Annotated in this window: 15 protein-coding genes; 7 read left to right on the top strand and 8 right to left on the bottom strand. The window is 39.7% G+C overall.

The window, feature by feature from the left end; translation table 11 throughout:
• From WC644_03205 to WC644_03190, 4 genes are all read left to right on the top strand, one after another.
• Window positions 1–304 (top strand): DUF4402 domain-containing protein (locus tag WC644_03205; GenBank protein MFA5010941.1); only part of this gene is annotated, 304 nt, incomplete at its 5' end.
• Window positions 305–1,690: 1,386 nt separating this feature from the next.
• Complete coding sequence (locus WC644_03200) at window positions 1,691–1,825, top strand: hypothetical protein (GenBank protein MFA5010940.1); 135 nt, start codon at window positions 1,691–1,693, stop codon at window positions 1,823–1,825.
• Between the two features lie 115 nt (window positions 1,826–1,940).
• Window positions 1,941–3,104, top strand: coding sequence for a nicotinate phosphoribosyltransferase (gene pncB, locus WC644_03195; protein ID MFA5010939.1), 1,164 nt, complete (start codon window positions 1,941–1,943; stop codon window positions 3,102–3,104).
• 75 nt (window positions 3,105–3,179) lie between these two features.
• Window positions 3,180–3,464 carry a hypothetical protein gene (locus tag WC644_03190; GenBank protein MFA5010938.1) on the top strand — a complete coding sequence of 95 codons (285 nt, stop codon included), beginning with the start codon at window positions 3,180–3,182 and terminating at the stop codon, window positions 3,462–3,464.
• 123 nt (window positions 3,465–3,587) lie between these two features.
• Here WC644_03190 and WC644_03185 read toward each other — a convergent pair whose 3' ends face one another.
• Window positions 3,588–4,457 carry a hypothetical protein gene (locus tag WC644_03185; protein MFA5010937.1) on the bottom strand — a complete coding sequence of 290 codons (870 nt, stop codon included), beginning with the start codon at window positions 4,455–4,457 and terminating at the stop codon, window positions 3,588–3,590.
• 262 nt (window positions 4,458–4,719) lie between these two features.
• Here WC644_03185 and WC644_03180 point away from each other — a divergent pair, with 262 nt between their 5' ends.
• The 3 genes from WC644_03180 to WC644_03170 are packed head-to-tail and all read left to right on the top strand — an operon-like array spanning window position 4,720 to window position 8,236.
• On the top strand, window positions 4,720–5,631 hold the full coding sequence (locus tag WC644_03180; GenBank protein MFA5010936.1) for a 4Fe-4S binding protein: 912 nt from the start codon (window positions 4,720–4,722) through the stop codon (window positions 5,629–5,631).
• A 57-nt stretch (window positions 5,632–5,688) separates the two neighbouring features.
• Window positions 5,689–7,038, top strand: coding sequence for a NapC/NirT family cytochrome c (locus tag WC644_03175; protein MFA5010935.1), 1,350 nt, complete (start codon window positions 5,689–5,691; stop codon window positions 7,036–7,038).
• Between the two features lie 34 nt (window positions 7,039–7,072).
• Window positions 7,073–8,236, top strand: coding sequence for a hypothetical protein (locus WC644_03170; protein ID MFA5010934.1), 1,164 nt, complete (start codon window positions 7,073–7,075; stop codon window positions 8,234–8,236).
• 112 nt (window positions 8,237–8,348) lie between these two features.
• Here the strand turns inward: WC644_03170 and WC644_03165 are convergent, their stop codons facing one another.
• From WC644_03165 to WC644_03135, 7 genes are read right to left on the bottom strand one after another with little or no spacing between them, the layout of a single operon-like run.
• Window positions 8,349–9,182 carry an FAD/NAD(P)-binding protein gene (locus tag WC644_03165; GenBank protein MFA5010933.1) on the bottom strand — a complete coding sequence of 278 codons (834 nt, stop codon included), beginning with the start codon at window positions 9,180–9,182 and terminating at the stop codon, window positions 8,349–8,351.
• Between the two features lie 7 nt (window positions 9,183–9,189).
• Window positions 9,190–10,200 (bottom strand): 4Fe-4S dicluster domain-containing protein, encoded by a 1,011-nt coding sequence (locus WC644_03160; GenBank protein ID MFA5010932.1) that lies wholly within the window; start codon window positions 10,198–10,200, stop codon window positions 9,190–9,192.
• Window positions 10,201–10,230: 30 nt separating this feature from the next.
• Entirely contained in the window at window positions 10,231–11,115 is an 885-nt protein-coding gene (locus WC644_03155) for a 4Fe-4S dicluster domain-containing protein (GenBank protein MFA5010931.1), read from the bottom strand.
• A complete protein-coding gene (locus tag WC644_03150) occupies window positions 11,115–11,615 on the bottom strand; it encodes a hydrogenase iron-sulfur subunit (GenBank protein MFA5010930.1) in 501 nt (166 codons plus the stop codon). The genes WC644_03155 and WC644_03150 overlap by 1 nt, the downstream gene beginning before the upstream one ends.
• A 30-nt stretch (window positions 11,616–11,645) precedes the next feature.
• The gene (locus WC644_03145; GenBank protein MFA5010929.1) at window positions 11,646–13,643 is read right to left on the bottom strand and encodes a CoB--CoM heterodisulfide reductase iron-sulfur subunit A family protein; all 1,998 of its coding nucleotides are present in this window, start codon (window positions 13,641–13,643) and stop codon (window positions 11,646–11,648) included.
• A 19-nt stretch (window positions 13,644–13,662) separates the two neighbouring features.
• Entirely contained in the window at window positions 13,663–14,550 is an 888-nt protein-coding gene (locus WC644_03140) for a CoB--CoM heterodisulfide reductase iron-sulfur subunit B family protein (GenBank protein MFA5010928.1), read from the bottom strand.
• 12 nt (window positions 14,551–14,562) lie between these two features.
• On the bottom strand, window positions 14,563–15,105 hold the full coding sequence (locus tag WC644_03135) for a 4Fe-4S dicluster domain-containing protein (protein ID MFA5010927.1): 543 nt from the start codon (window positions 15,103–15,105) through the stop codon (window positions 14,563–14,565).
• Window positions 15,106–15,226 lie beyond the last annotated feature (121 nt).

Below are 15,226 nucleotides of genomic sequence, written 5' to 3'. Positions count from 1 at the left end.
TGCAGGTAAATTCCTTCTCGCAGGTCAGCCAAACAGACAGATCAGCATCGCATTCACACTGCCAACGAATTTAACAAACGAAGGCAACACAATGCCAATAACCTTCTCCACAACAGATGCAGGTTACATTGTAAACAGCGGAAGCATATCAGCCTTCAATCCGGCAGTCAGCACGAATGCATCATTCGGGACAGACGGAGCAATGGAAATAGTATTAGGCGGAACAGTAACACCTTCGTCAACTCAGGTCGCAGGTCAGTACACTGCGCCGGTAACAATATCTCTTCAGTATACGACAAACTAAGAAGAATAAATCATAGAGCGGGAAGCCGGTTTGTGTCGAACCGGCTTTTTGCATTTATAAAACAATTATACCCTTTCCAGCTTTTCTCAGATTACGCCTCAATGTTCGCAGGTCTTAGATATCTTAAGGAATAAAATTTTTCTCTTAATCCTTGATAATCCGTTCCATCCACTTGCGCTTAGCGCGAATCTTACAATTATTTTCAATTCTAAATTTTATCCATGCTACTAGTCTGCTTATCTTCTACAGATTCACCCATTCAGAGTATATCTACTTTCAATAATGTTCTTAAAGTTTCTTCTTTCTTAATTCCATACTTCCTTTCATGCCCGAGATTGGACTATTAAGCTTTATTCTTCAGAAAAAGTTTGTTCTTAAGCACCGTTTTAAAGCATAGTAATACCGAGTAGATACTGAAACCAATTTGAGACCAATCTGAGTACAAGGAGAGTACAAGATTAAATAAAAACGAATGTGCGATTATTGAACATTTTCGGGGATTTAAAGCTTAAAAAATAACAGAGAAATTTTATTAAAATATTTTACGCACTCCTTTCATTAATAATCACAACAAAAACCAAAACTGGGACACGATGTATTCTTGTCGATTTTTTTGTACGGATTATAAAAGACAGGAGATACAGGAATTTATTTTAAAAAAAAGATTTTTTTAAGGGAGATATTTTTTGGAAATGAGAATTTTCGTGGCACAATTTCGAAAAATTTTGTGATTAATAATGAAGGGAGGATGAAAGAGCGGGGAATAAATAAAATCATTAAAGAAAATTTTCAGATATTAACAATGTTTTTAAAAAAAGTCTTAACATCTTAAAGATTTGGCAAATTTAATTAGATCAGTACGAATTTTGAGTATCTTGTCTTTTGGATATATTGATAAGAAATTTAATATTTAACACATTAGATATACGACGAGAGAAGTTTTGAAGATGTAAACCAATTCGGTTTTTCAGGAATATTTTACGAGTTAAGATGTAATATTATACCGGTGGAATTATTACAAGACCGGGAGAATCTTTGTGAATAAAGAACAGTGACAAGGGCTATCAAAAAAGAAATGAGCAATGGAAATATAATTGCTTTCAATGTCCTCAATATTTATTTTTAACAGTTACAAAAAAATTCTTCCTTCCGGTCCAGGGTCAAGATATAAACAAACGATAGTTTGTACCGAGAGAGCACAAAGAGCCCGGTTTTTTTAAGAGCAGAAAAATTATCATGAAAAGATAATATTTGCATAGTTAAAATTATTAATTTCGAAATAAAACAAAATGGAACATGCTAAAACAATTTTATGAAATTAGAAAATTTCCATAAACAATGCTCTCTGAATATTTTTATCCATGGGCAAATCCAGAATAACAAGGATTGATAAAAGAGCAGAATTTAGAAGCAAGAAGGCAGAAGTTCTATGATGAATACAGAATAACAAGGATTGATAAAAGAGTAGAATATAGAAGCAAGAAGGCAGAAGTCAGAAATTCTATAATAAATCCAGAATAACAAGGATTGAAACAAGAACAGAATTTAGAAGCAAGTTTGAGAAAAAATATATCTTCTGCAAGTGTTTATTGAAGTATAAAAAATAATATATCTTGGAAAGGATGGGTTTTTAAAAATGCCAATAATAAACTCTATTTTGGATAGTGACAAATATAAATTTTCTATGCAACAGTTGATATTTCATCAACACCCAAATGTTACCGCTGAAATTGAATTTAAATGCAGAGATAAAGATGTAGATTTGAGCCCATATTCAAATCAGATTCTTAAACAAATTCAACATTTATCATCTTTATCTTTAACTCCCGAGGAATATTCATATCTCACCTCAAAAGAAATTTATAAAAAAGATTATTTAAATTTCCTTTCAAAATATAAGTTTAATTTAAATGATTTAATATTTACTCATAAACCATTTTCAATTAAAGTTAAGGGTTTATGGAAAAATATCATACTTTGGGAAATTCCAATTTTATCAATAGTTAGTGAAGTTTATTTTAATAATACTTATCCAATGAGTAAGCTTCAAATTATTGATGGCCAAAAAAGGCTATTAGATAAAATTCAGATGATTTTAGAATTAAACGACCAAACATTTAAATTTACTGATTTTGGAACTCGAAGAAGAAGAGCATTCTTGTGGCAAAAATTTGTTGTTCAAAAATTATCAAAATTTTTACCTGTAAATTTTCTTGGAACAAGCAATGTTCACCTTGCCCATATTCTTGGTTTAGAAGATAGCGGAACAATGGCTCATGAATTTTTGCAAGCATACCAAGTTTTAGCACCTCTTGAAAAATTTCAAAAAATTGCACTTGAAGATTGGTTTAAAGAATATTCGGGAAATTTAGGAATTGCTTTAACTGATGTTATTGGATTTGATGCTTTTTTAGAAGAATTTGATGAAAATTTAGCAAAAGAATATATTGGTTTAAGACATGATTCTGGGTGCCCATATGCCTGGGGTGATAAAGCAATTAAGTTTTATGAAAAATTAAATATAAATCCAAAAACAAAAACTTTAATTTTTAGTGATGGTTTGACTATGGCCTCTGCTATAGAAATCCATAAATATTTCAAAGGAAGAATTAAGACCCAAATTAATGGAATTGGAACTCATTTAACTAATGACTTTTCTTTTAAACCATTAAATATAGTTATGAAAATGACATCTTGTAATGATTTACCTGTTGCAAAATTATCTGATAGTCCTGGAAAAGAAATGTGCAAAGATCAAAATTTCATTAATAAATTAAAGAAAATAAGAAATTTAAAATGAGAAAATGTTGGAGACGCGGGACTATAATACCACAAGAGAGATAGCGTACAGCGTTCAGCGGGCAAGAAAGATAGCGTGCAGCGTTCAGCGTTCAGCGGGCGGAAGAGCAGAGATGACAGGAAAGATAGCGTTCAGCGGGCAAGAAAGATAGCGTATAACGGACGGAAGAGAGAGCGTACAGCGTTCAACGGGCGGAAGAGAGTGGACAGCGTACAGCGGACGGAAGGGATAGCGTGCAGCGTTCAACGGGCAAGAAAGATAGCGTGCAGCGTTCAGCGTTCAGCGGGCGGAAGAGCAGAGATGACAGGAAAGACAGCGTGCAGCGTACAGGGGGCAGCGGATAGCGGACGGAAAGGATAGCGTATAGCGGACAGAAGAGATAGCGCACAGCGTATAGCGGACAGCGGACGAAGGAGATAGCGGACGGCGGACGGAAGAGACAGCGGACAGCGGACGGAAGAGCAAGGAAAGAGATGTTTATTATTATGAATCCCATTTTAGATAGACGTCAGCGACTGACTGATTGACTTTTGCTGCAAGTAAGGAAGCGAAATCAGTGTCGTTCAGGGTATCTTTCTGAGACAGGAGTGTGTTCCAGAGTTTAATAACGGGTTCTATTTTTCCTTTGTTGTAAATTTCTTCCGCGGAAGTATGGAATCGGCACTGGTACCATCCGTAATTTTGCGGATACTGTTTACCGATTTCTTCATACCTGTTTTCAAAATCGCTTAGCGAGGTATATTTAAAGTTTAACTTTCCGCCTGCGACGACCATTTTAGGAAATACGAGTAGTGCAGGTAACAGATTTGGTTCGTTTTCGGCGATGTAGGTCTGAAGCATTATGTTGGTAAATAATTCTTCCATCCATCTTCTTTGCATTGTGAGACCAGCCTGAAAGTAAAAGGCGTGGCCGAGTTCGTGTATGACAAGCAAATCAAAGAACGCCTGCATTGTCAATACGCCATTGCTATTGGTGTAAGTTTCCGAAATCAATTTTGCGAGTTCGACGGGAAGCATATCAAGCGGCGGAATAAAGTTATTCCAGAAATCGTTATTTTCGGAAGCGACAATGAGTGTTTTATTATCATTGTAATGGGGCATACCGTAAACAGGGAACTCTGTGTATTTATTCCAATCTTCCGGGTTGAGAATCAGAATAATCACTTTTGGTTCAAATTCGATGAGATTATTGTAGTACGCAATTACTTTATCACATTGTGCGGCTATTGCATTTGCGCGCTCTTCGCATCCTATACTGTGAAACACCAAAGATTTATGCCCGTCAAGCCTTAATAATTCTTTATATTTCTGGTAATAAAGTTCATCAGGAACCTCTGTGATTTTGTTTGCCATATTGATTTCTCCTTTATGTCAAAACCTTTATGTTTCGGGTTAAAGTTCCAAAGTAAAATTTTTAAAGGAGACTTTTCTAAAAAATTGGAAAATGATTTTTGGGGATCGTCAATAATGACGGAGAAGGGTGATTTTGACGAGTATGTGATGCGAGGGATTAGATTTTGTGTTAAAATAACTGTTTTTTATGGTATGGTAATTGCTGGTCATAAATATATAAATAAAAATTATTATTACAAAATCTAATCAATTTGAATTCACAATGACTAAATCCAAACGTATTCTTTTAACAATTATTCTTTTATTGGTTCCCGTTATAATTTTAGCTGACGACCACGGAAATATGCAAACCAAGAAGGGGTTTCTTGATTTTCTTTTGTCTGCAAAATATCTTGTTGTCTTGATTGTTGCAGCTGTCGGTGTTACAGCAATCTGGATGAATAAACTTAGTTTTAAAGTCCGTCTTATTCTTATGTCGGTTTCGTTTATTCTCTTTGGTGTGATTACAATTTTTGCACCATGGCTTTTTGTAACACCGTCTCCAGTATGTGCTGCAACAAAACCGTTCCTTTACGGTTTTAAACCACAGTTCCTCGCAACGCTTTCCGTAATAGGTGTTTTGTCTCTTGCCGTCGGTAAAGGGTTTTGCGGAACTGCCTGTCCTGTGGGTGCTTTACAAGAGCTGCTTCACAGGATTCCTTGGTTAAAAAAACTTAAACAGAAAAAGGTGCCGTTTAAAATTACAAACACGGTAAGGATTATTTTGTTTGTATTATTTTTAATCGTTGCATTTACTTTTGCTACATCAACATATTTTTATTACAATCTTTTTGATTTGATTCACTGGGAATTTATAATGCCGTGGTTTGATTTTATTCTGTTCATGGCTTTTCTCGTTATTATTCTCGGTGTGAGTTTGTTTTCGTATAGACCCTTTTGTTATTTCATCTGTCCAATGGGGTTATATACATGGATTCTTGAGCATGTCGCACCTTTGAAAGTTAGATTAAATAAAGATGCCTGCAATAACTGCGGTGTATGCGAGAAAGCTTCACCTTGCAATGCTGTGAAAGGGATTGTTGACGGGAACAAACTCCGTGCTGACTGCCATCTTTGCGGAGACTGCATTAAGTCTTGCAGTAAAAGTGCACTTTATTTTGGACTTAAACATTAAAACATTATTTTGTAAAATTAAATATCTGTCTCAAAATATAAAAGAAGGAGTTGTGCAATGAAAGTTGTTACAATTATTTTATTTCTCCTTATACCTTTAGTTGTTCATTCCCAGAACACTAAGGGAGGTGAAGATGCAAAAGGCATTTTCAAATATGAAGATTTTCAAAAACCTCAGGAATGCGGCTCATCCTGCCATACTGATTTTTATGCACAATGGAAACAAATGATGATGTCAAAGTGCTATACGCATGAATGGGATGAAATTGAATACTTCAAACTTGCAGTGCCTCATGCTGAAAAGGAGTCTAAGGTTGCAGGCGTTAAAGAAGGGTGCAACGGTTGTCACGCACCGATTTCATTCATGGTTGGAGACGTTCCTCCTCCGAAACCTGAGTTTGGTTCGCGCGCTAATGAATCAGTTTCATGCGACGTTTGCCATACTATAACAGGGTTCGTAGGCGATACGCCGTATAACTTTAATTATATTTCTAACCCGGGCAGAATAAAACAAGGTATTAGGGAAGATACTGAGTCCCCTGTCCATATCACGAAAAATAATTCGTTTCTTTCTAAAGCAGAATTTTGCGGCACCTGCCACAATGAGAAATCACCTTTTGGTACATGGGTTAAATCAACTCATCTTGAATGGAAAGAAGGTCCTTACTCTAAAGAAGGAGTACAGTGCCAGAACTGTCATATGCCGAGAACCGCAGGCGTTAGTTCACTTATGGGAAAACAAAGAAGCGACATTGCTCAGCACTTGTTTCACGGTGCTCACGACCCCGGGAAAATACGCGGTACGGTTGAACTCAGAATTCATCCCGATGCCGATGATGTTGTACCCGGCGAAGAAATTAAATTCACCGTAGCATTATTCAATGCAAAGACCGGACACAAATTTCCGTCTGGTTCGGCTGAAGAAAGAATGGTGTGGCTTCAAGTGGAGGCGATAGACTCAAAAGGAAAAGTTTATCATTTGAAAGTTGATAAGAAAGGATTTGAAGGCGAAGAATACACTATCTCTTCGAATACTCTCGCTTATCAGGATATGGAAGTACCTCTTGGACTTACTGATTTTAAAGGTGTTCAGCGGGATGGTATTCCAGAAGGCAACAGAATTTTCAGAATGGCCTATCTTGACCCGGAAGGCAGAATGACTATACAGCAATGGAACACAGCTTCATTCGGACCTGATTACAGGATTGGTCCCAGAGAAACAAAACTGGAAACGTTTACATGGCTGCTGCCAGATGATGTAGAACTCGGCAAACTGAAAGTCCGTGCCGTTTTATACTACCAGAAGCTGCCGATGCCGATTGTTGAGTTTCTCGGTGTGCCGAAAGAAGAAGCAGAAATTATTGAAGTAAACAACCATGAGACTTTTGTCGAGGTTGTGGATGATTAATTCATGCATTAAAAATAAAAACGAGGATAGATAAATGAAAAAACTTATCTTTTTATTCATATTTCTTATTATACTGTTTTTATCCACCGATGCAGACGCTATTCCTGCATTCGCGAGAAAGTACAATATGTCGTGTAACGTCTGCCATACCGTTTTTCCGAAACTTAAACCATACGGAGAGGAATTTGCGGCAAACGGTTTCCAGATTACCGACAAAGAGCCTTCAAGGTTTTACAAGAAAACAGGCGACGACCTTCTGACACTCATGAGGGAACTGCCGCTGGCTTTAAGGTTTGAGCTTTATGGAACTTATGAAAATAACAGCCCCGCTAATACGGACTTTAAAACCCCGTACTTTTTGAAACTGATGTCGGGCGGTAATATCTACAAGGACATTTCCTACTACGTTTATTTTTATCTTGCTGAAAAAGGAGAGATAGCAGGAATTGAAGATGCATTCTTAATGTTTAATGATGTCTTTTCAAAGAAGGTTGACCTTGATATGTATGTAGGACAGTTTCAGGTTTCCGACCCTCTCTTCAAACGAGAACTGAGACTCGAACAGGAAGATTATAAAATATACACTTCCACACCGGGACGCTCACTTATCAACCTAAAATATGACAGGGGTTTAATTTTTACATACGGCGCACCTACAAAAACGGATATTGCGGTTGAGGTCGTTAACGGAAGCGGTATACATACAACAGATATTTTTGATGTAGACAAATATAAGAATGTAATGGTAAGGGCTTCGCAGGAAGTAGCACCATTTTTAAGAGTGGGAGCATTCGGATACTACGGTAAGGAGCAACCAGAGGCGGACTCATCCGCTAACGAGATGTATATGGCAGGTGCAGACCTTACTGCAGGAAACGAATATGTCGAGTTAAATGCTCAGTATGTTTACAGAAGCGACTCAAATCCATACAGGCTTTCGGGCACTTCGAGTACGAGGGCAATGACACGCGGAGGATTTGCAGAATTACTTATTTCCCCTAATGGTCCTGACAGCAGATTCACAGGACATTTGCTTTATAATTACGTTGACTCTGATCAAAGCAGTCTAAACTATCAAAGTTATACCGGGGGAGTCAGTTATTTGATTTCGAGAAACTTGAGGGTTATAGGTGAGTATACGTATGTGAAGGATACGAAGGATTCAAAGGTAACAGTTGGTTTCATTACTGCGTTTTAGGTTATGGAAAAAAGGAGACACGGATTTAGACAGAAAGAATATGATGTTCACTGATAGAACAAATAAGCCCGGTTAATGCCGGGCTTTTGTTATATTGCCAAAGATAAACCTGCTAAAATTCCTGCGGAAGTTCTTTTAATTGCGTGTAATTGAAAACGGGACCATCTTTGCAGACGTAAACGTTGCCAATATTGCATCGACCGCATTTGCCAAGACCGCATTTCATTCTGTTCTCAAGTGTGGTGTATATATTGTCTTCTTTGAATCCTAATTTTTCAAGTACAGGTATCGTAAACTTTATCATTACAGGCGGTCCGCAGATTACAGCAAATGTGTTCTCTGCTGAGGGTGCAATCTTCTCGACTATCGTCGGTACAAATCCTACTTCACCTGTCCAGCCGTCTGATTCGCCGCCAGGGTCAACGGTAACAAAAGTCTTAATATCGGGACGCGACTGCCACTCGCGGATTTCCTGTTTATAGACAATATCACCGACAGAACGAGCGCCATAAATAATTGTAACATCCTTATAATCATTGCGCCAGTCGAGAACATTATCAATAACGCAACGTACAGGAGCGAGACCGATGCCGCCTGCTATAAAGACTACATTCTTACCTTTTAAATCTTCGAGAGGAAAATAGTTTCCGTAAGGTCCGCGGAATCCAATCGTGTCCCCCGGGTTCAAGCGTTTTAATGCCTGAGTTACCTTGCCGTAAACTTTGAAAGAGCATTCAAGAAACTCCGGCCGTGTTGGTGATGAAGCAATACAGAATGTTGATTCGCCTTCGCCGAAAACAGAGTATTCAGCAAACTGTCCAGCCTTGAATGAAAAAGCTTTTGCCTCTTCGGGATTCTTCAGTTTTAGTTTAAACGTTTTTGTATCTGGTGTTTCGTCTATGATTTCAGCTATTTCTGCTAAGTACGGTTTATATATATTTTCCATAAAATTTTTAATCTTTACAGTTTGAAACTATTTCCTTTATGTCAATGCTGACTGCGCATCCGCGTGAACACCTGCCGCAGCCCGTACAGAGTATCTCTCCGAATTTATCTACATAGTATTTAAACTTGTGGTTGACTCTCTGTCTGTACCTCTTTCCCTGTATGTCGCGTGGATTGTGCCCCGATGCGTGTAGCGTGAAATGTCCGAATTGGCATCCGTCCCAGTTCTTCATTCTTCTGCCTTCTGTGTATGAATAGTCTTCATCAACTATATCAAAGCAATGGCAGACAGGACATACGAATGCGCACTGTGCGCAGGAAAGACACAGGTCGCCGACTCCGTCCCATTTTGGGTGCTCGAAGTTTTTGCCTAGCCATTCATGTACCTGCTTGCTGTCGAATGCTGTCTCAGGCTGTTTTACCTTTGCCGTGATTTCTTCCGACTTCGTTTTATCGCCCTGTGTAAAATGCTTCGCATATTTATCCGCAAACTCTTTTCCCTTCTCGGTCGCAACGCGTACTGCATAACTGCTTTCATCGAGTGGTATCAGGAATATATCTGAACCTTTTTCGGAAACCGGCGATGAGCCTACAGACGTGCAGAAACAGTACTCGTCAGAGAAACTGCACATCAATCCGATAACCACGAAGTTCTTTTCCCGTAGATTATAAAACTCGTCCTTGTAATCCCAGTTGAAGAGATGCCTCAGTATGTTGAATGAGTTTGCATCGCATGGCTTTGCACCGAGTATCACGGTCTTCTTCTGGTTTATGTCCACATCAAGAAGCTGTACGTCGTTCTTTCCTCTCTTGTAGTATATTACGGGCTCTGCCTTCGGAAACACGAACGTTTTGTAAGATGCCTTGGTCGGTCTTGCTGACGGTTCAAGCATAATATCTTCAGCATTGTTAATCTGTACGTACTCTGTTGAATTTGGGGCGATTAAATTATTGCCGTCTGCAAGAATATCTTTGCAGAGGTTTTTTAACGCTTCTTTATTTATAATTTTTTCTTCCATAATTTCTTTTGTTTTGATGTCTTTCAAATATTACATGAATAATTCATCGCTGTCTTTTACGTCGAAACTTCCCACGAGTGTCGGTGTTTCAAGGTTTCTGCCCGATACGTATGAAAATGCTTCCTTTGCTTCAATGACCATCTTGCGGTTAAGCAGTGATAACGGTATGTCCATCGGACAGGCACGCTCGCACTCTCCGCAGCCAATGCATCTGCCGCTCAGATGAAATGCGCGTACTACGTTCCATGAAAAGTTTCCTCTGCTGTGAGGTGATGATTCAACCCATCGGGGGATGGTCTTGTCAACAATACATCTCTGGCAGTAGCACATCGGACATGCTGCGCGGCATGCATAACACTTTATGCACTTGTCAAACTCTGATTTGAAATACTCGAACCTTTCAGCAGCTGACATTTTTTCTATCGCCAGGATTTTTTCGAGGACTTCGTCTGTTACAGCGGGTGTTTCCTTCACCTCGCCGAAGATTGAATCGAAGTATAAGGGTTTGTGAGTTTCGCATGATACGCATTTTGATGCAAGCGTTTCACCGCTGAATTCCATACCGAAATCTTTTACGACTCCGTGGCAGTTAAAACTTATTATGTGTACGTCTTCTCTCTTTAGCTGCGTTTCCTGTATCAATGCTATTATCGAATGAACGTCGCATGGCTTTGCTGTTATAGCAAGTTTTAACACAGCTCCATTCTGTCTTTTCAGCTCTTTTATACGGGCTTTCGTCAGGTAAACAGACAGATTGTTTAGACAGTATTCGTTAAACACAAGCTTGTCGCAGTCTTCCTGCGTCTTCGCTATTATCGGCTTTGTGCGCCTTTCCGTTACTGACTGATATCCGATAACTGCCGCAACTTCTTTCTTTTCAAGAAGTTCTTTCGCAAGTTTTCTGAGTTCTTCCATTATACCTTTTCCTCCGTGCTCATTATGATTTCTTTCTCATTCGTAACCGGCTCGGGAAACTTCGCAGTAAATTCATCATTCAGTTTCTTGTACGATTCGAAAGGTCCCATTGCTTTAACGTCATTCGTGACCTTCGTTACAACATCCACAAACTTCTTTCCCTCCGATGCGGAAACCCATGAAAACTGAAGACGGCCTTCTTCTACACCCAGAAATTTAAGAAGCTCGTCGAAGAATTCCCATCGCCTGCGTGCATGAAAGTTTCCCGCGTTGTAATGGCAGTCGTTTGGATGACAGCCTGATACGAGTATCCCGTCTGCTCCGCGCTCGAATGCTTTCAGTATAAACACAGGGTCAATTCCGCCCGAACACATGACGCGTATGAGCTTGACGTTCGTCGGATACTTTAGTCGGGACGTGCCCGCAAGGTCTGCCCCTGTGTATGTGCACCAGTTACAGACGAATGCTACTATTTTCGGTTCCCAGTTTTGTTGTGACATATTATATTAATTCTTTTATCTTTTTAAATTTTATAATGCTGCTATCTGTGCAAAGATTTCTTCGTTGTTGAACCCTGCCAGCTCTATTGACTTGGACGGGCATGTAGCCGTGCATGTTCCGCATCCCTGGCATAGTCCTTCGTTTACGTATGCTATCTCCTTAATTACTACCCCGTCGCGTGTTTTAACTTCGCGTACTTCAACTGCTCCGTAAGGACAAACTTTCTTGCAGTAAAAGCACCCTGCACACAGGTCAGCATTGACCCTTGCAATAACCGGCTCGCGTTCAAGAATATCAGAACCGAAAAGTACCAGAGTTTTTGCAGCGGCTGCCGATGCCATCGCGACAGATTCGGGAATGTCTTTCGGCGACTGGCATGCACCCGCAAGAAACACTCCGCCCGTTGTGCTTTCTATAGGACGAAGTTTGGGGTGTGCTTCGTTGTAGAATCCGTGTTTATCGTAAGGTATGCCTACAGTTTGCGCCAGTTCTGAAGCTTCGGGTTGTGCTATCATTGCCGTTGCGAGTACAACCATGTCAGCATCGATTGTTACTTGCATTCCCGCGATTGTGTCTTCGCCTTTAACGATGTACTTTCCGTTTTCTTCCGTTATCTTTGAAACACGTCCGCGGATGTATTTTACACCGTCTTCTTCTATCGCACGGCGGACAAACTCATCGTACATCTTTCCGCCCGAACGGATGTCCATGTAGAATACGTATGCTTCACCGTCGTGTACTTTATGCTTGTACAGCATTGCATGCTTTGCCGTGTACATGCAGCATATCTTGCTGCAGTATGAGAATCCTTTCGATTCGTCCCGTGAACCGACACATTGTATGAATACGATTTTCTTCGGCTCTTTGCCGTCTGATGGTCGCTTAAACTCTCCCTCGGTCGGTCCTGATGCTGAGGCTATTCTTTCAAACTGTAAACCGTCAATTACATCTTTGTATTTTCCGTATCCGTATTCGCCGTAACCTTTATAAATAGACTCATCAGGTTTTTTGCTTATATCATAAAGCTTGTAACCCGTTGCCATTATTATTGCACCAACTTCTTCCGTGACTATTTTATCCTGTTGGTCGAACATAATAGCTTCTCGGCCGCATACTTTCACGCACATGCTGCACTTACCGTTTTTATAGTATGTGCAAACCGTTTCATCAATAACAGGTATGTTTGGTACTGCCTGTGGGAAGGGTACGTAAACAGCAGGACGATACGCAAGGTTTTCTTCGAATGAATTGTATGCTTTCTTCTTGATAGGACATTTTGTTATGCATAGTCCGCAGCCCGTGCATTTCTCTTCATCTATGTGCCGTGCTTTCTTTCTTATCGTTACAGAAAAATTGCCGATGAATCCTTCAACTTTTTCTACCTCGGAATATGTCATCAGTTTAATCTTCGGATGCTGATATACTTCAACCATGCGCGGGGTTAATATACACTGAGAACAGTCAAGCGTCGGGAATGTCTCCGATAGCTGGCTCATGTGTCCGCCTATCGAAGGCTCTTTCTCAACTAATACAACTTCGTAACCCGCATTGGCAACGTCAAGAGCTGCCTGAATACCTGCTATACCGCCGCCGATAACAAGCGTCCTCTTCGTAACGGGTACTTCAATCGTCGTAAGCGGCTGATTGCGTTTTACTTTTTCAACTGACATACGTACAAGGTCAATTGCTTTGTCTGTCGCCATTTCAATATCATCGTGCACCCATGAACAGTGTTCTCTGAGGTTTGCTATTTCAACGAGGAAAGGATTAATCCCTGCTGCGACTGCAGCTTTGCGGAAGGTTTTTTCGTGCATGTGAGGGGAGCATGAACCGACGACTATAGCGTCAAGTTTTTTGTCGATTATTTCTTTCTTAATCATATTCTGTCCCGGGTCTGAACACATATACTTGTAGTCTATCGATACTTCAACCCCGGGAAGCCATTCGCAGGCTTTTGCAACACGCGGACAATCAACTGTTCTGCCTATGTTCTCTCCGCAATGACATATAAAAACTCCTATTTTCATATATTACAACTCCGTATTTTTATACTGTTGCTTCTTCGGCAACAAGTTCTTTATAGTTAAATTTTATTGTGTGCAGGTCTATTCCAAGTTCTTTTTCATCCAATCCAAGCGCCAGACCTATAAGCTCCGTTAAATAAAGCACGGGAAAGTCCTTATGTTCAGGATATACGCGCTTCATCGCTGTTTGACGCATGTCAAGATTCGTGTGGCACATCGGACATGCAACAACCATTATGTTTGCTCCATGTTTCCTCGCGTCGTCAATAATCTTTTGTGAAAGGTCTAAGACTATGTCTCTTCTTGCGATTGAATGTGCGGCACCGCAGCATTCAACTTTATAGTTCCAGTCGATAGTTTTGGCACCTGTCATTTCAACAACTTTTTCCATAGATTCGGGATGTTCGGAATCGTCGAACTTAGTAATATCTGATGGACGCACAAGAAGACATCCGTAATAGCAAGCAACATTTAATCCTTTGAGTTCAATCTTGCGGTTCTCTTTAATCTTTTCAAGACCTATCTTCATAAAGAGTTCAAGAAGGTTCATGACCTTTACATCTTTATTAAACTTTGTCTCAAGAATAGATTCTACTTTTGCTTTTACATCCGGGTGACTGTTTGTTTCATGCTGAGAAAGAACAAGCCTGTTATAACAGGCGGCGCATGGTGCGACCATTTCATCAATTCCCTGCTGTTGTGCAATCATTATGTTACGCATTGCTAAAGCATTGGAAAGCTGATGATTTGTTACGTGTGCAGATGTTGCACCGCAGCATGACCAATCCTTTAACTCGTCGAATGATGTTCCGAGTTTTTCCACTACCTTTCTCAGTGAAATATCGTACTCTTTTGCTGTACCGGTCTGAGAACAACCGGGGAAATATCCTACTTTCAAATTTGCTTCCATTGAGGTTTAAAATTATTTATTAGCCGTCTTTTTAAATATCTTTTTAACGGATTCTTTATTCTTAATATTATGCGGGAATAGCTTTAACTTCCCTTTCATGAACATGCCAGGCGAGGAGTCCACATCCTGCAACAGGTTCATTGTTTTCAGTTTGTATTCTGCAACAAGGCCTACTTCAAAAGCCCGGCCATGACTTTCAATCTGGTTCAGGAATGCTTTGTGAAATTTTATTATGTCTTTTGATTTAACTTCTACTCCTTTTTCAAGAGCAATTTCTCTTACAGCATCCATAAACTTTGCAAGGTCGAATTCCTGGGGGCATCTTGACGAGCATGTCATACATCCCGCACAGAGCCATGGTGTCGTTGACTTTAGAGCTTCTTCGTAAAAACCAAGCTGTATTAGACGCACAACTTTATTAGGAGCTATATCCATGTAGTATCTTACTGGACAACCTGCAGAACATTTGCCGCACTGATAGCACAAACTCACATCCTGAAAAGTTTTGTCCTTGATGTCGTCTGCTATTGTATGTACGTGATTATGCGTAGTCATGTGAGTAGTGAATTTTTGATTTGGGAAAAAGATATCCGAAAAAGTTTTAAGGCTTTTTTGTAATTTCGATTCTTGCTAAGCATTTTAAATCGCCTCCGGTAATTTATTTCTGTGTATAATT

The organism is Ignavibacteria bacterium, from assembly GCA_041649015.1.
Taxonomy (GTDB): Bacteria; Bacteroidota; Ignavibacteria; order Tepidaquicellales; family Tepidaquicellaceae; genus CAIKZJ01.
Note: the sequence above shows the minus strand (reverse complement) of the source record. Positions and strands in the feature narration are given on the sequence as shown.